The sequence below is a fragment of the Metapseudomonas cellulosilytica genome (assembly GCF_049334135.1).
Lineage (GTDB): Bacteria > Pseudomonadota > Gammaproteobacteria > Pseudomonadales > Pseudomonadaceae > Metapseudomonas.
Genome location: NZ_JBHZGN010000005.1, coordinates 233138 through 258493 on the forward strand (window position 1 = coordinate 233138; position 25356 = coordinate 258493).

The following is a 25356-nucleotide window of genomic DNA, read 5'->3' on the forward strand; positions in this document are numbered from 1 at the left end:
AGGCACCTGCCCCCGCAACCCCGTTGTTCGAATTTCGCCCTAGAACTCCTCCTCCTCCTCGACGAACGGCAGCTTCGCCGCCAGCACTTCGACCCGTTCGATCTGCGGCGGCGTGCTGAACAGCTCGCCTGCGCGCTCCATCAGCGCCGCGGCCACCTGGCCGGCCAGGTGCGCCTGCAGCCCCAGCTCGCGTTCGAAGGCATCGAATATGCCGAAGCTTTGCGGCCCCATGCGCAGGGCGAACCAGGCCAGGGTATCGGGTTCCTGCTGCACCAGCGGCAGGCCGGCGCGAAGGAAATCCTCCACCTCGGCGACTTTGCCCGGCTTGGCTTCCAGGCGTACCAGCAAGGCGACTTTGACCATGGCCCGATCTCCTCTGTGGTTAGCCAGGGAAGTCTAGGCCCATGGGGAAACGAGCCGGGCCCGCTTGTCCGATGCGGGGATATCCACGGACAGGATGTATTTTCCGGTGCTCGCCCACTGGATGTACCCACAATCCCTGTGCAGGGCTCTGTGGATAACTTGGTGGCAGCTGGCTCCAGCCCCGGTTCACGCCGCGTACAAGAACCTGATCAAAATCTGATCAATACTCGTTTGTGTAGCGTAAACAGTGACTTGCAATCTTCATCCAGCGTCGTGCGATCTCGCCTGAGTTGTCCCCGGCAGCTGTGCGGAAAGCTGTGGATAAGCTTGGGAGTAAGGGCTGCGGACCAATGGCGGCGGGAGCTGCGTGCACATGGCGATATTTTCGCCAGGAGCTTGGCGCTGTGGATGGCGTAACCTATGCCGGTCTATTCGCAACGGGCCCGTGCCCCAGAGCAAGGAGAACAGCATGACTTCCACCGTTTTCATCACCGGAGCCACCTCGGGATTCGGCGAGGCCTGCGCCCGGCGCTTCGCCCAGGCCGGCTGGTCGCTGGTGCTGACCGGCCGCCGTGCCGCGCGCCTGCAGGCGCTCAAGGATGAACTCTCGGCCCTGACCGATGTGCACACCCTGGAACTGGACGTGCGCGACCGCGCGGCCATGGAAGCGGGCATCGCCGGCCTGCCGGCGAAGTTCGACAAGATCCGCGGGCTGATCAACAACGCCGGCCTGGCCCTGGGGGCCGACCCGGCGCCCAAGTGCAGCCTGGACGACTGGGACACCATGGTCGACACCAACATCAAGGGCCTGATGTACAGCACCCGCCTGCTGCTGCCGCGCCTGATCGCCCACGGTCGTGGCGCCAGCATCGTCAACCTGGGCTCGGTGGCGGGCAACTGGCCCTATCCGGGCAGCCACGTATACGGCGCCACCAAGGCCTTCGTCGGCCAGTTCTCGTTGAGCCTGCGCAACGACCTGGTGGGTACCGGCGTGCGCGTTTCCAACATCGAGCCGGGGCTGTGCGAGAGCGAGTTCTCCCTGGTGCGCTTCGGCGGTGACCAGGCCAAGTACGACGCCACTTACGCCGGCGCCGAGGCGATCCAGCCGCAAGACATCGCCGAGACCATCTTCTGGATCATGAACCAGCCGGCCCACATCAATATCAACAGCCTGGAGCTGATGCCGGTGAGCCAGACCTGGGCCGGTTTCGCTATCGATCGTTCAGCGAAGTGATGCGCGTGGAGCGCCCCAGCAGCTGCAGGGCGCGATCCGGGTAGTCGGTGATCAGGCCATTGGCGCCCATGTCCAGCAACTGGCGCATGGCCGGTTGCTCGTTGATGGTCCACAGCTGCACCGTCAGGCCGCGCTGCAGCGCGGTTTGCATGAGGCCCTCGCTGGCCACCTGCAGCCCGCCGCTGCGCTCGGGGATCTGCAGGGCCTGATACGACGGGCTGACCAGGCGGCCCAGGCCGATCCAGTTCAGCGCCACCAGCAGCCGCACCGAAGTCGGCCCGGCCGAAGTGGCGACCCCCGGGCAGACTTCGCGGAAGCGCTTCAGGCTGCGCTCGTAGAAGCTCCCCACCAGCACCCGCTCCAGCTGGTCGTGTTCCTCCAGCAGGGCACAGAGCTGCTCTTCCATGCCCGCGTCGGGCACCTTGATCTCGACCACCTTGGGCTGTTCCGGGAAGCGCTCCAGCACCTCGGCGAACCTGGGGATGCGAATGTCCTGGCCACGGTAGGGATGGCTCTCGCCGCCATCGGCTGTCCAGCGGTAACCGGCATCCAGCGCCTGCACCTCGGCGAGTGTCAGCTCGGCCACTTCTCCGTTGCCATTGGTGGTGCGGTCCACCCGCGCGTCGTGGAGCACCACCAGCTCGCCATCGCGGGTCCGGCGCACATCCATTTCCAGCATGTCCACCTTGAGGGCGCTGGCGCGCTCGAAGGCGAACAGGGTGTTTTCCGGCCAGAGGCCACGGCCACCGCGATGGGCGATCACCAGGGGACGTTCGCCGAAGCCGGCGAGCACCGCGGGGCGTTCCGCCGGGCGGCTGGTCAGGGCCAGCACCAGCAGGGTGACGGCGACGAGGAAGAGGGGGGCGAGAAGGAGTCGGGCGAAGCGCTTCATGTAGTTCTTATCCGCAAGACGTGGACAGGCGTGCCGAATCAAACGCGGGGACTATGACAAAGACGTGACGGCGGGGCGAGGGGGAGGTGTGCGGGATGGGATGGGGAGCGCGTTGTGGCGGTGATGGGAGGTTCCTTGTAGGGGCGATTTCAATCGCCAAGCAGGCCAGAGGTCTGCCTGACGTCCTTGATTGCGGGCAGCTGCGCTGCCCTTGGCGAATGAATTCGCCCCTACAGAGAGTGATGTCGCATGCAGTCAGATCAACCCGCCAGCAGCCAGACCCCGGCACCGGCTGAGGCGCCACTGGTGATGCGCACCAGCGGGGCGGTCAGCTTTCCGGCTTGCCAGGCCCCAGCCAGCACTTGCCGCCGATCATGATGAAGCGCAGCTGCTGGGTGATCTTGGCCGCGGGCAGCAGGTGCGGCGCCAGGTTATCCGCCGGCGGATCGATCAGCTCGGGCAGGGTGGCGAATACCGTCTTCACCACCAGGTCGGCCACCAGGTCCAGGCCCTGGTCGTCCAGTTGTGGCATGCGGTTGACCAGCTTGAGGTCGGTGGCCAGGTCGTCGGTGATGCGCTGGCGCAGGGCGCCTATGGCCTGGCGCACCGGGCGTGAACCACCGTACTGCTCGCGTGCGAGGAAGAGGTACTGGCCACGGTTGGCGGCCACGGCATCGAGGAAGATGCGCACTGACGCGTCAATGATGCCGCCCAGCTCGAACTCGTTCTGGCGGACCATGCGGATGGTGGCGCGGAAGGTTTCGCCCACTTCCTCCACCAGGGCCAGGCCCAGTTCGTCCATGTCGCTGAAGTGACGGTAGAAACCGGTGGGCACTATGCCGGCTGTGCGCGCCACTTCCCGCAGGCTCAGGCTGCCGAAGCCGCGGCCGCTGTCCATCAGGAGCCGCGCGGCGTCCATCAGGGCGTGGCGGGTTTGCTGCTTCTGTTCCGAGCGTTGGGTCATGGAGCGCGGCCGTTGGCGGATGTGCGGCGCACTCTAGCAAATGGGCTTTGCGGGCGTCACGGGCAGCAAGGCTGCCCATCCTGACTGTGACGCGGGAAGCAAAAAGCCCGGCGTTCGCCGGGCTTCGAGGGGCTGGAGCAAGTGGCGATCAGCTGACGCGCTGGGCTTGCAGCAGGCGGTCGGAACCACCTTCGGCGATGCGGTTGGCGCCGGTGCGGTCCGAGCCACCTTCGGCGATGCGGTTGGCACCGGTGCGGTCCGAGCCACCTTCGGCGATGCGGTTGGCACCGGTGCGGTCGGAGCCGCCTTCGGCGATGCGGTTGGCACCGGTGCGGTCCGAGCCGCCTTCGGCGATGCGGTTGGCACCGGTGCGGTCCGAGCCGCCTTCGGCAACGCGGTCCAGGACCATGAAGCTGCCTTCAGCGGCAACCGGATCGATGACCTGGATGGAGCGGCCTTCCTTCGACTCGCCCAGTACGGGCTGGAAGTCGGACGGCAGGGCGAAAACGGAGCTGCTCAGGGTGGCGATGATCAGGGCGGCGAAGGCGTGGGTTTTCATGATCGTGGGCTCCTCGAAGGGGGCTGGAAACTGGGTACGGAGCTCATGTTACGGACGGGGCGTTGATTAAAAAGTGATCACTCGCAATGGAGATTATCGATGTCGTTGATGTTGCTGAAAGCTCTTTATAATCAATGCCTTGCGCCATTTCGCAGGCAGGCTTCGGAGGCTGCGCCGGTTGCGTTCGGCATTCGGACGGAGCAACCCGGCGCAATGGCGGGTCGATAAGACATGGACATCACGCGGCGCCGAAGGCGGCTGCCGGGGGCAAATGGGAGTAGTGCATGACACGAAGTCTTCGCATCCTCGCTGGGTCGGTTCTGGCGCTGGCGGTGCTGCTCGCGGTTCTGCTGGTGCTGGTCGCCACCTTCGACTGGAACCGCATCAAGCCGGCGCTCAACGAGCGGGTATCCGCCGAACTGGGGCGCTCATTCGCCATCGACGGCGAGCTCGAGGTGATCTGGCAGCGCGAGGACGGCGAGGGCGGTTGGCGGGCCCTCGTGCCCTGGCCCCATTTCGTCGCCGAGAAACTGCGCCTGGGCAATCCGGAGTGGGCCAAGGGCGGGGATTTCGTCAGCCTCGAACGGGTGGAATTCCGCGTCGCGCCGCTGCCTTTGCTGTGGCGCCAGCTGAGCATTCCGCGCATCGACCTGGGCGCACCCCGGGCCAGCGTCCGGCGCCTGGCCGATGGCCGCAACAACTGGACGTTCGAGTTGCCGGCCGGGCCTGACGGCGAGGAGGAGAAGCCCTCCGGCTGGACGCTCGATATCGGCACCATCGGCTTCGACAAGGGCCGCGTCCAGGTGGACGACGCCCAGACCCGCACCCGCCTGGACATCGTGGTCGATCCCCTGGGCAAACCGATTGCCTTCAGCGAGCTGCTGCCGGACATGGGCGGCGGGCCTGCCACCTTCGCTGCTCAGGACTACAGCTTCGGCTGGCAGGCCAAGGGCAGCTACCGAGGCCATCCGCTGGACGGCAGCGGCAAGGTCGGAGGGCTGCTGGCGCTGCAGAACGCCGACCTGCCCTTGCCATTGCAGGCCGAGGTCCGGGCCGGCGACACCCGAGTCGCCCTGGTCGGAACCCTGACTGACCTCCGCGCGCTCGGCGCCCTGGACCTGCGCATGCAGCTTTCGGGCAAGAGCCTGGCGCAGCTTTACCCGCTGATCGGCGTGACCCTTCCTGAAACTCCGGCCTATTCCACTGACGGCCGGTTGCTGGCGAACCTGCGCGAGCCAGGTGGCGCCAAGTTCCTCTACCAGGACTTCAATGGCCGCATTGGCGGCAGCGATATCCACGGCGACCTCACCTATGTGGCCCGCCAGCCCCGGCCCAAGTTATCCGGCGCGCTGACCTCGGAGCAGCTGCGTTTCGTCGACCTGGCGCCGCTGATTGGCGCGGACTCCAGGTCCGGCCAGCAGGCGCGCGGCGTGGCGACCCCGCAGCCGGCGGGTAAGGTGCTGCCGGTGGAAGCGTTCCGTACCGAGCGCTGGCGGGTGATGGATGCGGACGTGACCTTCACCGGCAAGCGCATCCAGCACAGCGAAAAACTGCCCTTCCGCGACCTGTCCACTCATCTGGTGCTCAACGATGGCCAGCTCAGGCTCGAGCCTTTGCGCTTCGGCGTGGCCGGCGGCGCGCTGGACGCCGATATACGACTCGATGGCCGTCGTGCCCCGCTCACCGGCAAGGCGCGCTTGCAGGCCCGGCACTTCAAGCTCAAGGAGCTGCTTCCCAACGTCCAGGCCATGCGCAGCAGCCTGGGCGAGCTGAATGCCCAGGCCGACCTGTCCGGCACGGGCAATTCGGTGGCGGCATTGCTGGGTACCGCCAACGGCGAACTGCGGATGCTGGTGAATGACGGCACCATCAGCCGCAACCTGATGGAGATCGCGGGCTTGAACGTGGGCAACTACCTGGTGGGCCGCCTGTTCGGTGACGAGGAAGTGAAGATCAATTGCGCGGCGGCGGACCTGGGTGTGAAGGACGGCCTGATGACCCCGAGGCTGTTCGTCTTCGATACCGAGAATGCGCTGGTGCGGGTGGAAGGCAGCGCCAATTTGCGCAACGAGCGGCTGGACCTCAGCGTCAATCCGGAGTCCAAGGGCATGCGGGTGTTCTCGTTGCGTTCGCCGCTCTATGTGCGCGGGACTTTCAAGGAACCCCAGGCTGGGGTGCAGACGGTGCCGCTGGTGGTGCGCGGCGCGGGCATGGTGGCGTTGGGCGTGGCGGTAGCGCCGGCGGCGGCCCTGCTGGCGCTGGTGGCGCCGGCTGCCGGAGGCGAAGTGAGCAGCACTTGCGCGCCGTTGCTGCAGCAGATGGGCACGCGCTAGGGCTGGCTCAGAGCTGGTCGCGCTCCACCTGTTCGCGCTGTCCGCAGGTCATGAAACCCTTGTGGCGCACGCGTCCGCTGCTGTCGAAGCTGACGTGATACGGCTGCTGATGCCCTTCCTCATTGAGGATGTAATTGTTGCAGGAGCCCGGGTGCACGCTGCGCTGGATGACGGAAGACGGGCGCCCGCCAATGATCAGCACCTGCTGCCGGCTCATGCCGGGTTCGACGTCCTTCACCAGGGGCTGGTCGCGGAACGTGATGTAGTCCGTGGGGTTCTCGATCTTGCTGGCGCATCCCGCCATCGATGCCAGGGCACAAGCCATGACAAGCGCTTGCTTGTACATCCGGGGTCCTCGTGGATTAACGCAGTTGAAATACTGCGCTTGGAACATCGGAAGCTGGGGAGAGTTCGCCCGAGAACGCCAGGATGCCGGCCAGGCGATGGACGGCACAGCGCCAGCAGCTGGCGAAATGCCGCGCTGGACGGCTGGAGACCTTGTCTGGCGCGGCTCTCGGTGTTGGATGATGGCGATCTGATGGTTGCTGCACATTCAGCCCATCAGCCCGGTCAATAGCCGCCGCCGCGATCGATTTCCCTGCGCGGGGATTTTTCGCGCTCGTTGCTTTCCCGTTGCTCGCAGGTCATGAAACCGGTCTCCTCGACCCGTCCGCTACCGTCGAAGCTGACGTGGTAGGCCTGCTGGTGGCCATCCTGGTTGAGGATGTAGTTGTTGCAGATGCCCGCGTGGACAACGCGCCGGACGGACGAAGACGGCGGGCCGCCGATGGTCCGCACCTGCTGCTCGGTCATGCCTTCTTCCACCTGCTTGACCAGGGGCTGGTTGCGGTAGGTGTAGAAGTCCGTGGGGTTTTCCATCTTGCCGGCGCACCCGACCACAGAGGCCAGGGCGCAGGTCAAGGCCAGCGCTTGCTTGCTCATGGCGGAACATCCCTATTGGCGCGGGTAGGCCCGCGATGGCTATGAGCCTAGTCCGCGCGGCTGTCCCGACCGCGTGGGACGGGGGTTTTTACCGATGAACGGTCAGCCGTAGCGCTTCTTCGCTTCGATGGCCAGGCCGCTGCCGATACTGCCGAACAGGTTGCCCTCCACCTGGCGGGCGTTGGGCAGCATGGCCGCGACGCTCTGGCGCAGCGCCGGGATGCCGCTGGAGCCGCCGGTGAAGAACAGGGTGTCGACCTGGTCGGCGGTTACGCCGGCCTGGACCAGCAGGGCGTCGACGCTGGCACGGATGCGCACCAGCAGGTCGTCGATGGCGCTTTCGAACAGCGCCCGGGTGAGATCGACCGCGAGGCCAGGTTCGATACGGGCCAGGTCGATGTGGCGGCTTTCGGCCTCGGTCAGCGCGATCTTGCTCTCTTCCACCTGCATCGCCAGCCAGTGGCCGGCGCGTTGCTCGATCAGGCTGAACAGGCGGTCGATACCGGTGGTGTCGACGATGTCGTAGCGCATGTTTTTCAGCGCCAGCTTGGACTTCTGTGCGTAGACGGCGTTGATGGTGTGCCAGGTGGCGAGGTTCAGGTGGAAGCTGGTGGGCATCGGCGCGTCGCTCTTCATCCGGCTGCCGTAGCCGAACAACGGCATCACGCCGGCCAGCGAGAGTTGCTTGTCGAAGTCGGTCCCGCCGATGTGCACGCCGCCGGTGGCGAGGATGTCGTCCTGACGCTCGGCCACCGCGCGGCGCTCCGGCGCCAGGCGCACCAGGGAGAAGTCCGAGGTACCGCCGCCGATGTCGACGATCAGCACCAGTTCCTCGCGCTCGATGCCCCGCTCGTAGTCGAAGGCGGCGGCGATGGGCTCGTACTGGAAGGACACCTCCTTGAAACCGAGCTTCTGCGCCACCGCGACCAGGGTGTTCTGGGCGTCCTGGTCGGCCTCGGGGTCGTCATCCACGAAGAATACCGGGCGCCCCAGCACCACCTGCTCGAACTCGCGGCCGGCGGCGGCCTCGGCGCGCTGCTTGAGCTGGCCAATGAACAGGCCGAGCAGGTCCTTGAAGGGCAGGGCGCTGCCCAGCACTGTGGTCTCGCTTTTCAGCAGGGGCGAACCCAGCAGGCTCTTCAGCGAGCGCATCAAGCGGCCTTCGTAGCCTTCCAGGTACTCGTGCAGGGCCAGGCGCCCGTAGGCCGGGCGGCGCTCCTCGGTGTTGAAGAACACCACCGAGGGCAGGGTGATCTTGTCGTCCTCCAGGGCGATCAGCGGCTCCACATCCGGGCGCCACCAGCCGACGGTGGAGTTGGAGGTTCCGAAGTCGATGCCCAGGGCCTGGGCGGGGAGGACGTTGCTCATGTCGCGGCTGTTCCGAAAAAAACGGCCGCGCAGTGTACGCGAGGACGGCGAGGTTGTCCGGAGCAGTTCGTCGCGGTGGAGGGTGACCAGCGCAAGGCCTCCGTGAGCCAGTGCCTGACGAAGGACCAGCACCCGATCAGGTGTGCGCTAGAGGTAGGCCAGCAGCCGTCCGGCCGACATCACTGCGCACCAGATCAGGATCGACAGCGTCACCTGCAATCGCCCCGCAAAGGGCGGTCGCCGGTCCCAGTCCGCCAGGCGACGATTCCAGAGGGCACGGAACAGCAAGGCGTTGACGTTCCCCAGGGCCACCAGCACCGCTTCCGATCGCAGTGGCAGCAGGGTGGCGGCCGACGGAGGGCTGGACAAGGCGCCGGCGCCCTTAAGCGGACTGAAAGACTGATCCGTTAGAATGGGCGCAGTCTGACAATGGAAAAACGGGGGCGCCGGCACCAGAGTTATGGAGCCGGCTCGATCCTGACCCCCTCTGAACTTTTGGTGCCCCTATGCGTAGAGCTTCTCATCACGAGTTGCGCACGGCTTTCCGTGCGTTGCTGGATTCGGATTCCTGCTTCCACACCGCCTCGGTGTTCGACCCCATGTCCGCCCGCATCGCCGCCGATCTCGGCTTCGAAGTCGGCATTCTCGGCGGCTCGGTGGCCTCCCTGCAGGTACTCGCCGCGCCCGACTTCGCCCTGATCACCCTCAGCGAATTCGTCGAGCAGGCCACCCGCATCGGCCGCGTTTCCCGCCTGCCGGTGATCGCCGACGCCGACCACGGTTACGGCAACGCCCTCAATGTGATGCGCACCGTGGTCGAACTGGAGCGCGCCGGCATCGCCGCCCTGACCATCGAAGACACCCTGCTGCCGGCCCAGTTCGGCCGCAAGTCCACCGACCTGATCCCGGTGGAAGAGGGCGTCGGCAAGATCCGCGCGGCCCTGGAAGCGCGCGTCGATCCGGACCTCGCCATCATCGCCCGCACCAATGCCGGGGTGTTGGAGGTGGACGAAGTGATCAAGCGTACCAAGGCCTACCAGGCTGCCGGCGCCGACGGCATCTGCATGGTCGGCGTGGCCGACTTCGAGCATCTGGAGAAGATCGCCGAGCACCTGAGCATCCCGTTGATGCTGGTGACCTACGGCAACCCCAAGCTGCGCGACAACGAGCGCCTCGCCCGCCTCGGCGTACGCATCGTGGTCAACGGCCACGCCGCCTACTTCGCCGCCATCAAGGCCACCTACGACTGCCTGCGAGACCAGCGCCAGGTCGCCACCGGCGAGGAGCTCACCGCCACGGAGCTGACCCACAAGTACACCCTGCCCGAGGAGTACATCGTCTGGGCCGAGGAGTTCATGGACGTCAAGGAATAAGTCCACCGCGACATCCGCTTGTCGCCTGCCGACCCCCATCCTTGCAAAAGCGCTGACCATCACCCCATATCGGTTCCATGGGTTCCGAACCGATCAGGAGGTCAGCATGGCAAGCGGTTGGGCCGGCGACGGCGCCGTCCAGGAACAGATCGACAGCACCATCGAAGACGCCATCCAGCGCGCGCGCAGCCAGTTGCCGAAAGGCGAAAGCCTGACCCACTGCGAAGAGTGCGACGCCCCCATCCCGGAAGCCCGCCGCAAGGCCGTCCCCGGCGTGCACCTGTGCGTCAATTGCCAGGCCGAGCACGACAGGGAAAACGCCGCCTATGCCGGGTACAACCGGCGGGGGAGCAAGGACAGTCAGTTGCGCTAGATGCGGGCCATGTCGGTTGAGGCGTTTCAGCCCAACCTGCGGCTTAGAGGCGACCTTTGGCCTTGTCGTAGGCCGCTCCACGCTCACGCCTGCCGACGCCGATCACCACCACCGTGATGCGCTGGTCCTCGACCCGGTACACCAGGCGGTAACCGGCGGTGCGGAGCTTGATCTTGAAGCAGTCAGGCATCCCATGAAGGGCGTCACCCTGGACTCGCGGTCGTTGCAACCGCTCTTTCAGCTTCTTCTTGAATTGTTCCCGGACCGTATCGCCGAGCTTGCGCCACTCCTTGAGCGCCGATGGCAGGAACTCCAGTTCATAGGTCATCGAGGCGGACTTTCACTCCCTTCTCGTGGGTGCGGCTGCGGACGATTTCCGCCAGCTCCTGATCGTCCAGATACTCCATTAAGGCTTCGAAGGTTTCAGCCGGAACCATGTAGGCCATGACCTTGTTGTGATTGAGAACCGCGACCGGGGCACCCCTGGCGCCGGACACTACGGCCGAAGGATTCTTCTTCAGTTCGGAAACGCTGACGGCAACATCGGCGAGAACATTCTGCATGAATTTGACTCCTGTATTTGGAGCCAAATTCTGGTCTTTTTATTGGCCGGATTCAAGCCGCTACCTGAGTCAGTGAAACCATTACTCCAGCATCAACTGCATGAAAGTCAGGTCCAGCCAGCGGCCGAATTTGCGGCCGACCTGGGGCATCCGGCCGGTGATAGCGAAGCCCAGGCGCTCGTGCAGGCGGATGGATGCGGCGTTTTCGGACTCGATGGCCGCCACCATGACGTGCAATCCAGCCGTGCGGGCGCGCTCGATCAGCGCCTGCATCAGTGCCGGCCCAAGGCCCTGGCCTCGCTGGTCGCCGCGCACGTAGACCGAGTGCTCCACGGTATGGCGGAAGCCCTCGATGGTGCGCCAGGTGCCGTAGCTGGCGTAGCCGAGCACCTCGCCCGCCTCGTTCACCGCCACCAGTACCGGGAAACCGGCGGCATTGCGCTCGGCCAGCCAGGCGCGGCGATTGGCCAGGTCCACCAGGGTTTCGTTCCAGATGGCCGTGGTGTTCTCCACGGCGTCGTTGTAGATGGCGAGGATGCCGGGGAGGTCGCTTTCACCGGCATCGCGAATGGCGTAGGACATGGCGGGTCTCAAGGAATGGGTTGGAGCATCGTCACCGGATTGATGCCGCCGGGGAAGTGGCGCTCAGCGGTTCAGGGCACCATGTAGTTCTTCACCCCGGTGAAGATGATCTGCGCGGCCAGGGCGCAGACGAACAGGCCCATCAGGCGGCTGACGATCTGCAGGCCCTGGTCGCCGAGGATGCGTTCGATGCGGTCGGAGAGATAGAGCACCGCACCCACCGTGGCGCTGGCGATGGCAATGGCGAACAGCGCGGTGAGTTTGTCGTCCCACTGTACGTGGCCCGCACCCATGACCAGCATGGCGCCGATGGTGCCGGGGCCGACGGTCAGGGGGATGGTCAGGGGCACTATGGTCACGTCCTGCTGGACGTTGTCGGCCTGTACCGACGAATTGCCCTGGGCCATGCCGAGGGCGGAGATGAACAGCACGGTGCCGGCGCCGATGCGGAAGGCGTCGATGGTGATGCCGAAGATATTGAAGATCGCCTGGCCGAAGAGGTAGAGCAGGGCACTGGCCACCAGGGTGCCGAGGGCGACCTTCCAGGCGAGCTTCTTGCGCTCCTTCACCGTGTAGCCACGGGTCAGGCCGATGAAGCAGGAGAGCACGAAGAAGGGGCTGTAGAGCACCAGCATCTTCAGGTACAGGCTGGAAAGGCTTTCGAGCATGGGGGCATCCGTTCTTGACTGCGAGGGCCGATCCTCAGTGTAGAGGCTGCCCTGCCATTGGGCGCACAACTATAAACCTGCCGCGGTGGTCGGCTATACCTTCTTCCACTGGGGCGTTTTGCCGCGCAGGGGGCCGTCAATGGCGCATATCAGTTTCACTCCCAACCTGCAGCGTCACCTCGATGTCCCTGAACTGGATATCGTCGCTGCCATCGTGGCCGAGGCGCTGGATGCGGCCTTCGCCGCCAATCCGCGCCTGCGCAGTTACCTGCTGGATGACCAGGGGCGCCTGCGCCGGCACGTGGCGATCTTCGTCGATGCCCAGCAAGTGAGCGACCGCCGTCGCCTGACCGACCCGGTGGGGCCGGAGAGCGACATCTTCGTCGTCCAGGCATTGTCCGGTGGCTGAACCGGGGCAAGGAGGAGGACCATGAACCGATGCATCCATGTGGCGACCCGCAAGGGCCTGCTGCGATTCGAGCCGGACGGTGGCGGCTGGCGCCTGGCACGCCAGGATTTTCTAGGTGAGCCGGTGAGCATGCTGCTGTCCGATCCGCGCGACGGCCACCTCTATGCGGCCCTGCACCTGGGCCATTTCGGCCCCAAGCTGTGGCGTTCGACGGACGCGGGGCAGAATTGGGAGGAATTGCCCGCCCCGGCCTTCTCCAAGGTGGCCGAGGCTGAGGAAGGGCCCTCGGTGGAGATGATCTGGTGCCTCGAGCCCGGCGGCGCCGATCAGCCTGGCACGCTCTGGGCCGGCACCATTCCCGGCGGCCTGTTCCGCTCCCGTGACCACGGCAGTACCTGGGAACTGGTGGACAGTCTCTGGCAGCGCCCGGAGCGCGCCAACTGGTTTGGCGGTGGCTATGACCAGCCAGGCATCCATTCCATCTGCGTCGACCCGCGCAACAGCCGGCACCTGACCCTGGCGGTGTCCTGCGGCGGCATCTGGCACAGCGAGGACGAAGGCGGGAGCTGGAACTTCCGCACCCGCGGCATGCGCGCCGCCTACATGCCGCCGGAGCGTGCCGAGGACCCTGACATCCAGGACCCGCACCGTATGGTGGCCTGCCCGGCGAACCCGGAACGGCTCTGGGTGCAGCATCACAGCGGCATCTTCGTCAGCGCAGACCGTGGCCTGAACTGGCGGGAGATCACCGAGGCCGGACCCTCCACTTTCGGCTTTGCCGTCGCCGTGCATCCGGCCGATCCGGATTGCGCCTGGTTCGTGCCGGCGGTGAAGGATGAATGCCGGGTCCCCGCCGACCAGCGCCTGCGCGTCACCCGCACCCGCGATGGCGGGAAGAACTTCGACGTGCTGGAGCGGGGCCTGCCGCAGCAGCTCTGCTACGACCTGGTGTACCGCCATGGGCTGGATGTGGATGCCAGCGGCCAGCGCCTGGCGATGGGCTCCACCACCGGGCATCTGTGGGTGTCGGAGGACCAGGGGGACAGCTGGGATCTGGTGGCCGGGCACCTGCCGCCGATCTTTGCGGTGAGGTGGGGGTAGACGACCTGCGGCCCGTTTTCGCGAATGAATTCGCTCCTACAGGTCTGTGCCGGAGGTGGGCTGGGCGTCACCCCTCTCCTCTTTAGGGAGAGGGGCCGGGGGTGAGGGCTGGTGGGGTCGGCAGGGCATTGAAGGGCAGGACTGCGTCCTGCTTTCGCGAATGAATTCGCTCCTACAACGTCTGGAATCGCCTCACGGCTGCTCGGGCCGATCAGCTGTGCATCGCATGCCGTTCGCGCAGTTCCTTCTCGGCTACCCAGTATTCGATCAGCTCGCGCAGCTGGGAGAGTTCCACCGGCTTGGCCATGTGGCCGTCCATGCCGGCCTGGCGGGCGCGCTCCTTGTGCTCGCTGAGGATATGGGCGGTGAGCGCGACCACCGGGGTGCGCGGGCGCTGCTCAAGGTTTTCCCAGTGGCGCAGCATCTCGGTGGCGGTGAAACCGTCCAGCACCGGCATCTCGCAGTCCATCAGCACCAGGTCGTAGTGCTGGTTCTTCATCGCGCTCAGGGCTTCCTCACCGTTGCTGGCGGTGTCCGGCTCGAGGTTGAGCTTGCTCAGCATGCCGCGGATGACCTTGGTGGAGATGCTGTTGTCCTCGGCCACCAGGATGCGGAAGTCGCTGGGGACGTGGAGCGGCTCGCTGACCTGGGAGCCCGGCAGGGAGATGGCGCCGCCCGCCTTGCGCTGGTTCAGCTCGTCGGCGAGCGTGGTCTTCAGGGTGTAGCCGGCCACCGGCTTGGCGAGGATGCGCTTGATGCCGGCGTTACGCGCGATGATCTTGCTCGGCGCGTTGCTGATGCCGGTGAGCATGATGATCAGGATGTCGTGGTTGAGGCTCGGGTCTTCCTTGATCTTCGCCGCCAGCTGCATGCCGGTCATGCCGGGCATGTCCTGGTCCAGCAGGACCACGTCGAAGTACTCGCGCAGGTGCGCCTTGGTGCGCAGCAGGGCCAAGGCTTCCTTGCCGGAGGGCACGGCGCTGACCTGCAGGCCCCAGGCGCTGCACTGCTGCACCAGCACCTTGCGGCAGGTGTCGTTGTCGTCCACCACCAGCAGGCGCGCGCCTTCCAGCGGGCTGTCGAGGTCGGCGGCGGGGCGCACCAGGTGCTGGCTGTCCATTGGCAGGGTCAGCCAGAGGGTGCTGCCTTGTCCGGCGCCGCTCTGGATGCCGAACTCGCCGTTCATCAGACGCACCAGTTGGCGGGCGATGACCAGGCCGAGGCGGCCGCCGAGCTTGGAGGAGGCGAGGAAGTCGCTGCTTTGCAGTTCGGCGTTGAGCAGGGCTTCGCGCTCGCTGGCTTCCAGGGGGCGGCCGCTGTCCTGCACGGCGATGCGCAGGCGGGGTTCGCTGGCGCTGTTGTCCAGGGCAACCACCAGCAGGATCTCGCCTTCGTCGGTCTGCTTGAAGGCGTTGTCCAGCAGGCTCAGGAGGATCTGCCGCAGACGCGTGGGGTCGCCGCCGACCACCCGGGGTACCTGGGGCTGCATGAAGCTGATGAGTTCGACCCGCTGCTGCTCGGCCTTGGCGCGGAAGATGTCGAGGCAGTCGTCGATCAGGGCGTTGAGGTCGAACTGCACGTCGTCCAGCTCGATCTGCCCGGACTCCAGCTTGGAGATGTCGAGGATCTCGTTGATCAGGGTGAGCAGTTCGTTGCCGGAGCTGTGGATGGTCTGCACGTAGTCGCGCTGCTTGGCCGACAGCGGGGTACCGAGCAGCAGCTCGGTCATGCCCAGCACGCCGTTCATTGGGGTGCGGATCTCGTGGCTGATCTTGGCGAGGAATTCGCCCTTGGCCTTGAGTTCAGCGGAGCTGGCGGCCAGAGCCCGGCTGGCGCTGAAGGCTTCGTGCTGGATGCGCCGCTGGCGCTCGCTCAGGGCCATGCTGAGGAACACGCCGCTGATGGTGGAGACCGCCAGCAGGACATAGGCCAGCCAGTCGGACTGCAGGTGCCAGTAGCCGAACAGGGCGGGCAGGGCGCTGAGGATGGCGACGCAGAACAGGCCCAGGGCGAGGCTGAACAGGCGTGCCGGGCGGTAGCCCTGGCGCCAGTGGTAGATGGCGATCCCGAACATGCTGGTGCTGGCGATGGCGGACAGGACGTAGACCAGCTGATTGAACTGCAACTCGGTGACGATCAGCAGCAGGGCGGCGGTCAGCGCGATCATCACGATTTCGCCCAGCAGCAGGCCGGTTGCGGGGGTATTCGGGCAGACCTTGTGGAAGAAGCTGACGGTGAAGGCCAGGGCACTGAGCATGGCCAGCAGCATGGACAGGTTGGCGATCTGCGGTTGTGCGCTCTGCCAGTCGCCCAGCCAGGGCGAGCTGATGCCCAACAGGCTGACGCCGGTGGCCATCAGGCAGCTCTGCGCGGCGGCCAGCCAGAGGCTGACGGCGGCGCGGGAGTAGGCGTAGCGCACCAGGTTGTAGTAGATCAGCATGCCCAGGCCGCCGAGCAGCAGTCCGTAGAGCAGGGGGCGGGTATCGTCGGCGGCCATCAACGCCGAGGATTGCAGCGTCACAGTGGGGCGCAGGGCATGTTCCGAGGCCATGCGCAGGTAGATATCCAGGGGTTCCTGCTTGACCGGCAGCGGCAGGAGGAAATCGCGGCTGGGCAGAGGCCGGTCGCTGAAGGGCAGGCGGCTGCCGGTGCGGGTGTGGGCCACCAGCTCATCGCCCTCGAGGACGTAGAGGTCGAGATAGGCCAGGTAGGGGGCGAAAATGCGCAGCAGCTGTTCGTGCTGGCCGGGCGGGAGCCTGTAGTGCAGCCAGAGCGCGCTGCCACCGCCGGAGGTGTAGAGCTGGTCGAGTTCGACCGGAGCGAACTGGGAAAGGGCCTGCTGGGTGCGGATTTCCTGCAGCTGCAGGTTCGCGCCCGGATCGAGCAGCATGCTCCATTGCCGCTCCTCGGTTGCCTGGGCGGGCAGCAGATACAGCAGGGCCAGCAGCAGGCTGGCGATCAATCCTATGGCAATCCTGAGCCGGGGCACGGTCGAGGTCCCTTCGTGGGTGAGTGGCCGGATTATAGCCAAGCCCCTCCGGGGCGGAATATGACCGAGGCGGCCAGCATCTGGCTTGCCGCCTCGATCGGCACTATTTACCCGATCCTTACTTTTCACCGCGTTCGCGGGCGATGGCGCGGTAGCCGATGTCCTTGCGGTAGAAGCAGCCGTTCCAGCGGATCTTTTCCGCCAGGCGGTAGGCCTGCTGCTGGGCGTCGGACACGTTGGCGCCGATGGCGGTGGCGCAGAGCACGCGGCCGCCGGAGGTGACGATCTTGCCGTCCTTCTGCGCGGTGCCGGCATGGAACACCTTGCCGTCCAGGGCCGCCGCATCGTCCAGGCCTTCGATCAGGTCACCCTTGGCGTAGTCGCCCGGGTAGCCGCCGGCGGCCAGTACCACGCCCACGGTGGGGCGCGGGTCCCAGGTGGCTTCGACCTTGTCCAGGGCCTTGGCCAGGGCGGCTTCCACCAGCAGGACCAGGGAGGACTCCAGGCGCACCATGATGGGCTGGGTTTCCGGGTCGCCGAAACGGCAGTTGAACTCGATGACCTTGGGCGCGCCGCTCTTGTCGATCATCAGGCCGGCGTAGAGGAAGCCGGTGTAGACATTGCCTTCCTCGGCCATGCCGCGCACGGTCGGGTAGATGACTTCGTCCATCACGCGCTGGTGCACCTCGGGGGTGACCACCGGTGCCGGGGAGTAGGCACCCATGCCGCCGGTGTTCGGGCCGGTGTCGCCGTCGCCGACGCGCTTGTGGTCCTGGCTGGTGGCCATGGGCAGCACGTTCTGGCCGTCGACCATGACGATGAAGCTGGCTTCCTCGCCGTCGAGGAACTCTTCGATCACCACGCGCGAACCCGCGTCACCAAAGGCGTTGCCGGCGAGCATGTCGCGCACGGCGTCCTCGGCCTCGGCGAGGGTCATGGCGACGATCACGCCCTTGCCCGCGGCCAGGCCGTCGGCCTTGATCACGATGGGGGCGCCTTTCTCACGCAGGTAGGCCAGGGCCGGCTCCACCTCGGTGAAGTTCTGGTAGTCGGCGGTGGGGATCTGGTGGCGGGCCAGGAAATCCTTGGTGAAGGCCTTGGAGCCTTCCAGCTGGGCGGCGCCGGCGGTGGGGCCGAAGATGGCGAGCTTGCGGCTGCGGAACAGGTCCACCACGCCTTTCACCAGCGGTGCTTCGGGGCCGACGATGGTCAGCTGGACGTTCTTTTCGGCGAAATCGGCCAGTCGCTCCAGGGCCAGCACGTCGATGGCGACGTTTTCGCACTTGGCTTCGGTAGCGGTGCCAGCGTTGCCCGGGGCGACGAAGACCTTCGCCACGCGCGGGTCCTGGGCCACTTTCCAGGCCAGGGCGTGTTCACGGCCGCCGCTGCCGATGATGAGTACGTTCATTGAGTTCTCCTTCAGGAGGCGGGCCTGCGGCCCGAATGGTGGATAGGAAGAGCGTTATCCACCCTACGAAAGGTCTTGCGCCCGGAACGGGGCAGGGCGGACGACTGAGGCCGTCCGCCCTCGTGCCACTTAGTGGCGGAAGTGGCGCATGCCGGTGAACACCATCGCAATTCCGGCCTCGTCGGCGGCGGCGATGACTTCGTTGTCACGCATGGAACCACCCGGCTGGATCACGGCGGTGATGCCCGCCTTGGCCGCGTTGTCGATGCCGTCGCGGAAGGGGAAGAAGGCATCGGAAGCCATCACCGCACCTTTCACTTCAAGACCGGCGTGCTCGGCCTTGATGGCGGCGATGCGGGCGGAGTTCACGCGGCTCATCTGGCCGGCGCCGACACCGACGGTCTGGCGGTTCTTGGCGTAGACGATGGCGTTGGACTTGACGAACTTGGCCACTTTCCAGGCGAAGATCAGGTCGTGGATTTCCTGCTCGCTGGGCGCGCGCTGGGTCACGATCTTCAGGTCTTCGGCCTTGATCATGCCGATGTCGCGGCTCTGCACCAGCAGACCACCGTTGACGCGCTTGAAGTCCCAGCCCGGGGCGCGATCGGCCGGCCACTCACCGCATTCCAGCAGGCGAACGTTGGCCTTGGCGGCTACCACGGCGCGGGCCTCGGCGGAGATTTTCGGGGCGATGATCACTTCGACGAACTGGCGGTCGACGATGGCCTTGGCGGTTTCGCCATCCAGTTCGCGGTTGAAGGCGATGATGCCGCCGAAGGCGGATTCGGTGTCGGTGGCGTAGGCCAGGTCATAGGCCTTACGGATGCCGCCTTCGTTCTCAGGCACAACGGCCACGCCGCAGGGGTTGGCGTGCTTGACGATGACGCAGGCCGGCTTGACGAAGCTCTTCACGCACTCCAGCGCGGCGTCGGTGTCGGCCACGTTGTTGAAGGACAGTTCCTTGCCCTGCAGTTGCACGGCGGTGGAAACGCTGGCTTCGCCCTTCTTCGCTTCCACGTAGAACGCAGCGCTCTGGTGCGGGTTCTCGCCGTAGCGCATCTCCTGGGCCTTGATGAACTGGCTGTTGAAGGTGCGCGGGAAGGCGCCACGGCCTTCGGTGGACAGGGTGTCGCGGGCCTGCTCGATGGTGCCCAGGTAGTTGGCGATCATGCCGTCGTAGGCGGAGGTGTGCTCGAACGCCTTGAGGGCCAGGTCGAAACGCTGGGCATAGGTCAGACCGCCGGCCTTGAGGCCTTCGAGGACGCCGGCGTAGTCGCTGGCGTTGACCACGATGGCGACGTCCTTGTGGTTCTTCGCGGCGCTGCGGACCATGGTCGGGCCGCCGATATCGATGTTCTCGATGGCGGTGGGCAGGTCGCAGTCAGGCTTGGCGACGGTGGCCTCGAAGGGGTAGAGGTTGACCGCGACCAGGTCGATCGGCTTGATGCCGTGCTGTTCCATCACCGCGCCATCGAGGTCGCGACGGCCGAGGATGCCGCCGTGGATCTTCGGGTGCAGGGTCTTCACGCGGCCGTCCATCATTTCCGGGAAGCCGGTGTAGTCGGCGACTTCCACGGCATTGACGCCGTTGTCCTTGAGCAGCTTGTAGGTGCCGCCGGTGGAGAGGATCTCTACGCCGAGGGCAGCCAGTTCACGGGCGAACTCGACGATGCCGGTCTTGTCGGAGACGCTGATCAGGGCGCGGCGAACGGGAAGGCGGGTGGTCTGGTCGGTCATTTCGGAGCCATTGGAGTGGGAAGGAGAAGGACGATGAGCTGGAAGCCATTAACTCGAAGCCTGAAGTCGGGAGCCGTACCGGGTCGTCCGGCTTTCAGCTTCAGGCTTCCAGCTCTTTCAAAGAAGGTCGTATTGCTTGAGCTTCTTGCGCAGCGTGCCCCGGTTGAGGCCGAGCATTTCGGAAGCCTTGGTCTGGTTACCCTTGACGTAGTTCATCACGGATTCCAGCAGCGGCGCTTCCACTTCGGAAAGCACCAGGTTGTACACGTCCGTGACGGCGGCGCCCTCGAGATGGGCGAAATAGTTGTGCAGTGCCTTCTCGACACTGCCACGCAGGGTCTGGCCCTCTGCGGTGGGCGCCGTCAGGTGCTGTTTCAGGTTGGCGTTGTCGCTCACGGGTGTTGCCCCATCAAAAAAATTCTCGGTCATCGTCGTCATGCGGCCTTTTCCCCTTCGTTGTGACGCTCGGCGAAGAACTCCCGAACGTTGGCGCACTGCGCGTCCGTGGACTCCAAACGATTGAACTTGGCGCGAAACTCCCTGGCGCCCGGCAGGGTTGCCAGATACCAGCCGACATGCTTGCGGGCGATGCGAACGCCCATCTCGTCGCCATAGAAGGCGTGCAATGCGGCAAGGTGCTCCAGCAGGATCCGTTCCACCTCGATCAAGCATGGCGCCGGCAGAAGTTCACCGGTCGCCAGGTAATGCACGATCTCGCGGAAGATCCAGGGTCGCCCCTGGGCCGCTCGACCGATCAGCAGGGCGTCGGCGCCGGTGGCGTCGAGGACCTGTCTGGCTTTCTGTGGCGAGTCGATATCGCCGTTGGCGAACACCGGAATGGACACCGCCTGCTTGATCGCCGCGATGGTGTCGTACTCGGCTTCGCCGGTGTACAGGTCGGCGCGGGTCCGGCCGTGGACGGCCAGGGCCTGGATGCCAGCCTGTTCGGCGATCTTCGCCACTGTTATGCCGTTCCTGTTCGATCGGTCCCAGCCGGTCCGGATCTTCAGGGTAACGGGCACATCGACGGCCTTGACCACGGCATTGAGGATGTCGGCCACCAGGGCCTCGTCCTTCATCAGCGCGGAGCCCGCGGCCTTGTTGCAGACCTTCTTCGCCGGGCAGCCCATGTTGATGTCGATGATCTGCGCACCGAGTTCGACATTGGCCCTGGCCGCTTCCGCCAGCATCTCCGGATCGCCACCGGCTATCTGCACGGAGCGGGGTTCCGGGTCCCCTTCATGGAGCAGGCGCAGCCGCGACTTGCGGCTGTTCCACAGGCGCACGTCGCTGGTGACCATCTCCGAGACCACCATGCCAGCGCCAAGGCGCCGGCAAAGCAGTCGGAACGGCCGGTCGGTCACACCCGCCATGGGGGCGAGTATCACCGGATTGGGCAAGGCATAAGGGCCAATGCTTACCGACGACATAGGTCTTCCCTGTTGTGGGGCCTGCTCAGTTGAGTGCTGGGGGAGTTCGAAAAAAGGGTGGGCATGATACCCGCTCTCGGTGACTGGATAAAGGCTGTTTTGAACAAATTCTGAACAGCGCCGATCTTGTCACCGGGAGTTGGGATTTGGCTGGAAGCGCCGCAATCCGGCGCTTGCGGCCTAGTCGGGGGAGTGGAAGCTGAGGCTGTAGTTCACGGCCTTGGTGCCCGGATCAAGGATGTCCAGGCTGATGTGAATGGGTGTTTGCGGAGGCATTTCCGCCTGTCCGGCCAGCTCTCCGGAGAGGTACTCGCCCGGCTTGAAGCGACGGCTGGCCAGCAATTGGCCATTGATGTCGGCGAAGCGCAGTTCCAGCAGCGGGAAGGGCTGGGCGAAGGCGGCGCGGTTGTAGAGGATGGCGTCCACAACCAGGGCGCCGGAGAACTCGGGGTGGCTGCGTACCACCAGGTTGCTGCTCTTGATCAGGCCGATATCCACCTTGGAGGGCAGCGCGCAGCCGATTTCCGGGCAGATCTGCTGGAACCAGGGGCGGTACTGGTCCTGCCGGGCCAGTTCGTCGAAGTGATACCAGACGTACTGGGTGGCCAGGGCCAGGGCGGCCAGCAGGGTCAGCAGGAACCAGCCGATCCGGCGGCCCCAGGGGCGCCTGGCTTCCTGCCAGTCCAACTGCAGCGGTTCGTCGTTGAGGTTGAGCAGGCCCTCTTCGCGCAGGTCGGGCTCGTTGCGCTGGAGGTGATGGCGCGGCGCAGCGGAGGCCTCGGGTTCGTCGCGATCGTCGTCGATCTCGTCGCGAAGGTCGTCGGGTTCGTCGTCGCGAGCGGAGCCAAGGCTGAAGTCCGGGCCCGGTTCGTCTTCCACCAGGTCCATGGACAGGCTGGGCTCGGTGCGCGGAGCCGGGGCAGGGCGCGGCGGCTCGGCCGGGGTGCGGCTGATCGGCTCGGCGATGGGTTCGGCGCGCAGTTCGAATTCGGGTTCCGGCTCGGGCTCCGGTTCAAGGTCAGGTTCAAGGTCCGGTTCGATTTTTCGTTCGATTTCCGGCTCCGGCGCGGTCTTGCGTTCCTCGGCTTCCAGCAGCGCCTCGGCCCATTCTTCATCCTGCCGGGGGCTCGGTTGGGCTTCGCCGCGCACGGGTGCCTCCGGGCCGAGCAGGTCGTGGGACAGGCGGCGTTCTTCCTGCTCCAGCTTGGCGAGCTCTTCGTCCAGGTCGAGGCTGTCGAGGTCGAGGTCGTCGTGGATCCAGCGGGTGTCGCTGGCGGGCGCAGCCGCCGGCTGCGGGGGCTGCGGTGCCGCGGGCTGCTTGAGCACGGTGGCGACGCTGGGTACCGGTACGGCCGCGGGCGCCGGCCTCGGCGCGGCAGCCGGGGGCGGCGAGGAGGCCTTGGGCTTTTCGGCCGCAGGGGTCGGCGCCTGGCCCTGGGCCGCCAGCAGCTGCTGCGCCGCGTTGAACACATGCAGACAGGCTCCGCAGCGCACGGCGCCATGGGCCACCGCCAGCTGGGCGCGACTGACGCGGAAACTGGTCTGGCAATGCGGGCACTGAGTGACGTAGCTGTCGGTCATGCGGCGATCCGGTCGAAACGTATGGCTATTTTACTCGATCCACTGGGTTTTCAGCGTATCAGCGGCGCACGCCGCTGATACGCACCCAGCCGTCCTTTTCTGCCGTGGGGTCGAGGTCGAAGTCGCCGGCATAGGCCGCGCGCACCTCCTCGGCCTGTTCAGCGAGGATGCCGGACAGCGCCAGGCGTCCGCCCGGCGCCACCAGGCTGGTGATCTGCGGGGCCAGCGACACCAGCGGGCCGGCAAGGATATTGGCCACCACTACCTCGGCGGGCTTGGCCGGCAGGTCGGCGGGCAGGTAGACCGGGAAGCGCGCCGGGTCGATGCCGTTGCGCGAGGCGTTGTCGCGGGAGGCCTCCAGGGCCTGCGGGTCGATATCGGTGCCCACCGCCTGGCGCGCGCCCAGCAGCAATGCGGCGATGGCGAGGATGCCCGAGCCGCAGCCGAAGTCCAGCACTTCGCAGCCGGCCAGGTCCTGGCCGTCCAGCCACTCCAGGCAGAGGGCGGTGGTCGGGTGGGTGCCGGTGCCGAAGGCGAGGCCGGGGTCCAGCAGCAGGTTCACCGCGTCGGGCTCGGGGGCGGCGTGCCAGCTCGGCACAATCCACAGGCGGCGACCGAAGCGCATGGGCTGGAAGTTGTCCATCCAGCTGCGTTCCCAGTCCTGGTCCTCGATGCGCTCGATCTGGTGCTGCGGAAGCGTCCCGCCGGTGAGCAGTTCCAGGTGCGCCACCAGGCTGGCTTCGTCGGTATCGGCCTCGAACAGGGCGAGCAGGTGGGTATGGGACCAGAGCGGCGTGGTGCCCAGGTCCGGCTCGAAGATCGGCTGGTCTTCGGCATCCATGAAGGTCACCGATACAGCGCCCACTTCCAGCAGGGCGTCTTCGTAGGTTTCCGCCTGTTCCGGGGTGATGGCGAGACGAACTTGTAACCAGGGCATGCGGCTTTCCTTTGGAAAGAGCTTCAAGCGACAAGCTTCAAGCGGCAAGAAAAAGCAAGGGAGCGGACTGGCCGCTCCCTTGGGGTCACACATCATACTGCTTGCAGCTTGCAGCTTGCAGCTTGCAGCTTGCAGCTTGCAGCTTGCAGCTTGCAGCTTGCAGCTTGCAGCTTGCAGCTTGCAGCTTGCAGCGTCAGTGCTTGTCCATGCCGAGTTTCTTTTCCAGGTAGTGGATGTTGATCCCACCCTTGCAGAAACCCTTGTCGCGGGTGAGGTCGCGGTGCAGCGGGATGTTGGTCTTGATCCCGTCGACGACGATCTCGTCCAGCGCATTGCGCATGCGCGCCATGGCTTCGTCCCGGCTGTTGCCGTAGGCGATCAGCTTGCCGATCAGCGAGTCGTAGTTCGGCGGAACCGCGTAGCCGCTGTACAGGTGCGAATCGACGCGGATACCGTTGCCGCCCGGTGCGTGGAAGTAGGTCACCTTGCCCGGGCAGGGCATGAAGTTGTCCGGGTCTTCGGCGTTGATCCGGCATTCCAGCGCATGGCCACGGATGACCACGTCGTCCTGCTTGATCGACAGCTTGTTGCCAGCGGCGATGCTGAGCATCTCCTTGACGATGTCGACGCCGGTGACCATTTCGGTGACCGGGTGCTCCACCTGCACGCGAGTGTTCATCTCGATGAAGTAGAAGCGGCCGTTCTCGTAAAGGAACTCGAAGGTGCCGGCGCCACGGTAGCCGATCTCGATGCAGGCCTGGACACAGCGGTCCAGCACTTCGGCACGGGCCTTCTCGTCAATGCCGGGCGCAGGGGCTTCTTCCAGCACCTTCTGGTGGCGGCGCTGCAGGGAGCAGTCGCGGTCGCCGAGGTGGATGGCGTTGCCCTGGCCATCGGACAGTACCTGGACTTCGACATGGCGCGGGTTGGTGAGGAACTTCTCCAGGTAGACCATGGAGTTGCCGAAGGCCGCACCGGCTTCGGTACGGGTCAGCTTGGCCGACTTGATCAGCTCTTCTTCCTCGAAGACCACGCGCATGCCGCGACCACCGCCGCCACCGGCGGCCTTGATGATCACCGGGTAGCCCACTTCACGGGCAATGGCCAGCGCGGTTTCCTCGTCTTCCGGCAGCGGGCCGTCGGAGCCCGGCACGGTGGGAACGCCGGAGCGCTTCATGGCGTCCTTGGCCGAGACCTTGTCGCCCATCAGGCGAATGGTGTCGGCTTTCGGGCCGATGAAGGCGAAGCCGGACTTCTCGACTTGTTCGGCGAAGTCGGCGTTTTCGGCGAGGAAGCCGTAGCCCGGGTGGATCGCGGTGGCGCCGGTCAGTTCGGCGGCGCTGATGATGGCCGGGATGCTCAGGTAGGACTGGGCTGCCGAGGCCGGGCCGATGCACACGGTCTCGTCGGCCAGCGACAGGTGCATCAGCTCACGGTCGGCCGTGGAGTGCACCGCCACCGTCTTGATGCCCAGCTCCTTGCAGGCACGCAGGATGCGCAGGGCGATCTCGCCACGGTTGGCGATCAGGACTTTTTCCAACATCACAGGC

26 protein-coding genes are annotated in these 25356 nt (G+C 65.8%); 6 read left to right on the forward strand and 20 right to left on the reverse strand.

Going from position 1 to position 25356, the window contains the following annotated elements:
• Positions 1 to 39 precede the first annotated feature (39 nt).
• A complete protein-coding gene (locus ACFW0H_RS08655) occupies positions 40 to 363 on the reverse strand; it encodes a putative quinol monooxygenase (RefSeq protein WP_422913485.1) in 324 nt (107 codons plus the stop codon).
• A gap of 469 nt (positions 364 to 832) precedes the next feature.
• Between ACFW0H_RS08655 and ACFW0H_RS08660 the strand changes: the two genes are divergently transcribed.
• Positions 833 to 1597 carry an SDR family oxidoreductase gene (locus tag ACFW0H_RS08660; RefSeq protein ID WP_422913486.1) on the forward strand — a complete coding sequence of 255 codons (765 nt, stop codon included), beginning with the start codon at positions 833 to 835 and terminating at the stop codon, positions 1595 to 1597.
• Here ACFW0H_RS08660 and ACFW0H_RS08665 read toward each other — a convergent pair.
• From ACFW0H_RS08665 to ACFW0H_RS08675, 3 genes are all read right to left on the reverse strand, one after another.
• On the reverse strand, positions 1575 to 2489 hold the full coding sequence (locus tag ACFW0H_RS08665; protein WP_422913487.1) for a glycerophosphodiester phosphodiesterase: 915 nt from the start codon (positions 2487 to 2489) through the stop codon (positions 1575 to 1577). The two genes, ACFW0H_RS08660 and ACFW0H_RS08665, sit on opposite strands and share 23 nt — an antisense overlap.
• Positions 2490 to 2817: 328 nt before the next feature.
• Positions 2818 to 3453: a TetR family transcriptional regulator gene (locus ACFW0H_RS08670; RefSeq protein WP_422913488.1), complete on the reverse strand. Its 636-nt coding sequence runs from the start codon at positions 3451 to 3453 to the stop codon at positions 2818 to 2820.
• A gap of 148 nt (positions 3454 to 3601) precedes the next feature.
• The gene (locus ACFW0H_RS08675) at positions 3602 to 4012 is read right to left on the reverse strand and encodes a phage infection protein (protein WP_422913489.1); all 411 of its coding nucleotides are present in this window, start codon (positions 4010 to 4012) and stop codon (positions 3602 to 3604) included.
• A 284-nt stretch (positions 4013 to 4296) separates the two neighbouring features.
• Between ACFW0H_RS08675 and ACFW0H_RS08680 the strand changes: the two genes are divergently transcribed.
• On the forward strand, positions 4297 to 6345 hold the full coding sequence (locus ACFW0H_RS08680; protein WP_422913490.1) for an AsmA family protein: 2049 nt from the start codon (positions 4297 to 4299) through the stop codon (positions 6343 to 6345).
• A 7-nt stretch (positions 6346 to 6352) separates the two neighbouring features.
• Here the strand turns inward: ACFW0H_RS08680 and osmE (ACFW0H_RS08685) are convergent, their stop codons facing one another.
• From osmE (ACFW0H_RS08685) to ACFW0H_RS08700, 4 genes are all read right to left on the reverse strand, one after another.
• On the reverse strand, positions 6353 to 6691 hold the full coding sequence (gene osmE / locus ACFW0H_RS08685; protein ID WP_422913491.1) for an osmotically-inducible lipoprotein OsmE: 339 nt from the start codon (positions 6689 to 6691) through the stop codon (positions 6353 to 6355).
• 224 nt (positions 6692 to 6915) lie between these two features.
• A complete protein-coding gene (gene osmE, locus ACFW0H_RS08690; RefSeq protein ID WP_422913492.1) occupies positions 6916 to 7287 on the reverse strand; it encodes an osmotically-inducible lipoprotein OsmE in 372 nt (123 codons plus the stop codon).
• 102 nt (positions 7288 to 7389) lie between these two features.
• Positions 7390 to 8655, reverse strand: coding sequence for an Hsp70 family protein (locus ACFW0H_RS08695; protein ID WP_422913493.1), 1266 nt, complete (start codon positions 8653 to 8655; stop codon positions 7390 to 7392).
• Positions 8656 to 8802: 147 nt separating this feature from the next.
• Positions 8803 to 9024 carry a hypothetical protein gene (locus ACFW0H_RS08700; RefSeq protein WP_422913494.1) on the reverse strand — a complete coding sequence of 74 codons (222 nt, stop codon included), beginning with the start codon at positions 9022 to 9024 and terminating at the stop codon, positions 8803 to 8805.
• 137 nt (positions 9025 to 9161) lie between these two features.
• Here ACFW0H_RS08700 and ACFW0H_RS08705 point away from each other — a divergent pair, with 137 nt between their 5' ends.
• Positions 9162 to 10028: an isocitrate lyase/PEP mutase family protein gene (locus ACFW0H_RS08705; RefSeq protein WP_422913495.1), complete on the forward strand. Its 867-nt coding sequence runs from the start codon at positions 9162 to 9164 to the stop codon at positions 10026 to 10028.
• Positions 10029 to 10134: 106 nt separating this feature from the next.
• Positions 10135 to 10401, forward strand: a complete 267-nt coding sequence (locus ACFW0H_RS08710) for a DksA/TraR family C4-type zinc finger protein (RefSeq protein WP_422913496.1) — start codon at positions 10135 to 10137, stop codon at positions 10399 to 10401.
• Positions 10402 to 10444: 43 nt separating this feature from the next.
• Here the strand turns inward: ACFW0H_RS08710 and ACFW0H_RS08715 are convergent, their stop codons facing one another.
• The 4 genes from ACFW0H_RS08715 to ACFW0H_RS08730 form a co-directional block, all read right to left on the reverse strand.
• A complete protein-coding gene (locus tag ACFW0H_RS08715) occupies positions 10445 to 10729 on the reverse strand; it encodes a type II toxin-antitoxin system RelE family toxin (RefSeq protein ID WP_422913497.1) in 285 nt (94 codons plus the stop codon).
• Positions 10719 to 10964 (reverse strand): type II toxin-antitoxin system Phd/YefM family antitoxin, encoded by a 246-nt coding sequence (locus ACFW0H_RS08720; protein WP_422913498.1) that lies wholly within the window; start codon positions 10962 to 10964, stop codon positions 10719 to 10721. The genes ACFW0H_RS08715 and ACFW0H_RS08720 overlap by 11 nt, the downstream gene beginning before the upstream one ends.
• A gap of 81 nt (positions 10965 to 11045) precedes the next feature.
• Positions 11046 to 11546, reverse strand: a complete 501-nt coding sequence (locus tag ACFW0H_RS08725; protein WP_422913499.1) for a GNAT family N-acetyltransferase — start codon at positions 11544 to 11546, stop codon at positions 11046 to 11048.
• A gap of 71 nt (positions 11547 to 11617) precedes the next feature.
• Positions 11618 to 12214 (reverse strand): MarC family protein, encoded by a 597-nt coding sequence (locus tag ACFW0H_RS08730; protein ID WP_422913500.1) that lies wholly within the window; start codon positions 12212 to 12214, stop codon positions 11618 to 11620.
• 139 nt (positions 12215 to 12353) lie between these two features.
• On the opposite strand from ACFW0H_RS08730, the gene ACFW0H_RS08735 reads away from it, so the two are divergent.
• Both ACFW0H_RS08735 and ACFW0H_RS08740 read left to right on the forward strand, forming a co-directional pair.
• The gene (locus tag ACFW0H_RS08735) at positions 12354 to 12623 is read left to right on the forward strand and encodes a ubiquitin family protein (protein WP_422913501.1); all 270 of its coding nucleotides are present in this window, start codon (positions 12354 to 12356) and stop codon (positions 12621 to 12623) included.
• A 21-nt stretch (positions 12624 to 12644) separates the two neighbouring features.
• Positions 12645 to 13724, forward strand: a complete 1080-nt coding sequence (locus ACFW0H_RS08740; protein ID WP_422913502.1) for a WD40/YVTN/BNR-like repeat-containing protein — start codon at positions 12645 to 12647, stop codon at positions 13722 to 13724.
• A gap of 211 nt (positions 13725 to 13935) precedes the next feature.
• On the opposite strand, the gene ACFW0H_RS08745 is transcribed toward ACFW0H_RS08740, so the two are convergent.
• The 8 genes from ACFW0H_RS08745 to accC form a co-directional block, all read right to left on the reverse strand.
• On the reverse strand, positions 13936 to 16713 hold the full coding sequence (locus ACFW0H_RS08745; protein ID WP_422913503.1) for a response regulator: 2778 nt from the start codon (positions 16711 to 16713) through the stop codon (positions 13936 to 13938).
• A gap of 118 nt (positions 16714 to 16831) precedes the next feature.
• Positions 16832 to 18121, reverse strand: coding sequence for a phosphoribosylamine--glycine ligase (purD, locus tag ACFW0H_RS08750; RefSeq protein WP_422913504.1), 1290 nt, complete (start codon positions 18119 to 18121; stop codon positions 16832 to 16834).
• A 129-nt stretch (positions 18122 to 18250) separates the two neighbouring features.
• The gene (purH, locus tag ACFW0H_RS08755) at positions 18251 to 19858 is read right to left on the reverse strand and encodes a bifunctional phosphoribosylaminoimidazolecarboxamide formyltransferase/IMP cyclohydrolase (RefSeq protein ID WP_422913505.1); all 1608 of its coding nucleotides are present in this window, start codon (positions 19856 to 19858) and stop codon (positions 18251 to 18253) included.
• Between the two features lie 117 nt (positions 19859 to 19975).
• Entirely contained in the window at positions 19976 to 20296 is a 321-nt protein-coding gene (fis, locus tag ACFW0H_RS08760) for a DNA-binding transcriptional regulator Fis (protein ID WP_028630726.1), read from the reverse strand.
• Positions 20293 to 21288 (reverse strand): tRNA dihydrouridine synthase DusB, encoded by a 996-nt coding sequence (gene dusB, locus ACFW0H_RS08765; protein ID WP_422913506.1) that lies wholly within the window; start codon positions 21286 to 21288, stop codon positions 20293 to 20295. The genes fis and dusB overlap by 4 nt, the downstream gene beginning before the upstream one ends.
• A 180-nt stretch (positions 21289 to 21468) precedes the next feature.
• Positions 21469 to 22869 (reverse strand): DUF3426 domain-containing protein, encoded by a 1401-nt coding sequence (locus tag ACFW0H_RS08770; RefSeq protein ID WP_422913507.1) that lies wholly within the window; start codon positions 22867 to 22869, stop codon positions 21469 to 21471.
• 58 nt (positions 22870 to 22927) lie between these two features.
• Complete coding sequence (gene prmA, locus ACFW0H_RS08775) at positions 22928 to 23806, reverse strand: 50S ribosomal protein L11 methyltransferase (RefSeq protein WP_422913508.1); 879 nt, start codon at positions 23804 to 23806, stop codon at positions 22928 to 22930.
• Positions 23807 to 23999: 193 nt separating this feature from the next.
• A complete protein-coding gene (gene accC / locus ACFW0H_RS08780) occupies positions 24000 to 25349 on the reverse strand; it encodes an acetyl-CoA carboxylase biotin carboxylase subunit (RefSeq protein WP_422913509.1) in 1350 nt (449 codons plus the stop codon).
• Between the last annotated feature and the right edge of the window lie 7 nt (positions 25350 to 25356).

Coding starts and splice junctions, on each gene's coding strand:
- accC (WP_422913509.1), bottom strand. CDS start 25,349: ATGTTGGAAAAAGTCCTGATCGCCAACCGTGGCGAGATCGCCCTGCGC.
- purH (WP_422913505.1), bottom strand. CDS start 19,858: ATGACCGACCAGACCACCCGCCTTCCCGTTCGCCGCGCCCTGATCAGC.
- ACFW0H_RS08770 (WP_422913507.1), bottom strand. CDS start 22,869: ATGACCGACAGCTACGTCACTCAGTGCCCGCATTGCCAGACCAGTTTC.
- ACFW0H_RS08695 (WP_422913493.1), bottom strand. CDS start 8,655: ATGAGCAACGTCCTCCCCGCCCAGGCCCTGGGCATCGACTTCGGAACC.
- dusB (WP_422913506.1), bottom strand. CDS start 21,288: ATGTCGTCGGTAAGCATTGGCCCTTATGCCTTGCCCAATCCGGTGATA.
- ACFW0H_RS08680 (WP_422913490.1), top strand. CDS start 4,297: ATGACACGAAGTCTTCGCATCCTCGCTGGGTCGGTTCTGGCGCTGGCG.
- fis (WP_028630726.1), bottom strand. CDS start 20,296: ATGACGACGATGACCGAGAATTTTTTTGATGGGGCAACACCCGTGAGC.
- ACFW0H_RS08740 (WP_422913502.1), top strand. CDS start 12,645: ATGAACCGATGCATCCATGTGGCGACCCGCAAGGGCCTGCTGCGATTC.
- ACFW0H_RS08665 (WP_422913487.1), bottom strand. CDS start 2,489: ATGAAGCGCTTCGCCCGACTCCTTCTCGCCCCCCTCTTCCTCGTCGCC.
- ACFW0H_RS08720 (WP_422913498.1), bottom strand. CDS start 10,964: ATGCAGAATGTTCTCGCCGATGTTGCCGTCAGCGTTTCCGAACTGAAG.
- ACFW0H_RS08670 (WP_422913488.1), bottom strand. CDS start 3,453: ATGACCCAACGCTCGGAACAGAAGCAGCAAACCCGCCACGCCCTGATG.
- ACFW0H_RS08735 (WP_422913501.1), top strand. CDS start 12,354: ATGGCGCATATCAGTTTCACTCCCAACCTGCAGCGTCACCTCGATGTC.
- osmE (WP_422913492.1), bottom strand. CDS start 7,287: ATGAGCAAGCAAGCGCTGGCCTTGACCTGCGCCCTGGCCTCTGTGGTC.
- ACFW0H_RS08655 (WP_422913485.1), bottom strand. CDS start 363: ATGGTCAAAGTCGCCTTGCTGGTACGCCTGGAAGCCAAGCCGGGCAAA.
- ACFW0H_RS08660 (WP_422913486.1), top strand. CDS start 833: ATGACTTCCACCGTTTTCATCACCGGAGCCACCTCGGGATTCGGCGAG.
- ACFW0H_RS08715 (WP_422913497.1), bottom strand. CDS start 10,729: ATGACCTATGAACTGGAGTTCCTGCCATCGGCGCTCAAGGAGTGGCGC.
- ACFW0H_RS08675 (WP_422913489.1), bottom strand. CDS start 4,012: ATGAAAACCCACGCCTTCGCCGCCCTGATCATCGCCACCCTGAGCAGC.
- ACFW0H_RS08705 (WP_422913495.1), top strand. CDS start 9,162: ATGCGTAGAGCTTCTCATCACGAGTTGCGCACGGCTTTCCGTGCGTTG.
- ACFW0H_RS08710 (WP_422913496.1), top strand. CDS start 10,135: ATGGCAAGCGGTTGGGCCGGCGACGGCGCCGTCCAGGAACAGATCGAC.
- osmE (WP_422913491.1), bottom strand. CDS start 6,691: ATGTACAAGCAAGCGCTTGTCATGGCTTGTGCCCTGGCATCGATGGCG.
- purD (WP_422913504.1), bottom strand. CDS start 18,121: ATGAACGTACTCATCATCGGCAGCGGCGGCCGTGAACACGCCCTGGCC.
- ACFW0H_RS08730 (WP_422913500.1), bottom strand. CDS start 12,214: ATGCTCGAAAGCCTTTCCAGCCTGTACCTGAAGATGCTGGTGCTCTAC.
- prmA (WP_422913508.1), bottom strand. CDS start 23,806: ATGCCCTGGTTACAAGTTCGTCTCGCCATCACCCCGGAACAGGCGGAA.
- ACFW0H_RS08725 (WP_422913499.1), bottom strand. CDS start 11,546: ATGTCCTACGCCATTCGCGATGCCGGTGAAAGCGACCTCCCCGGCATC.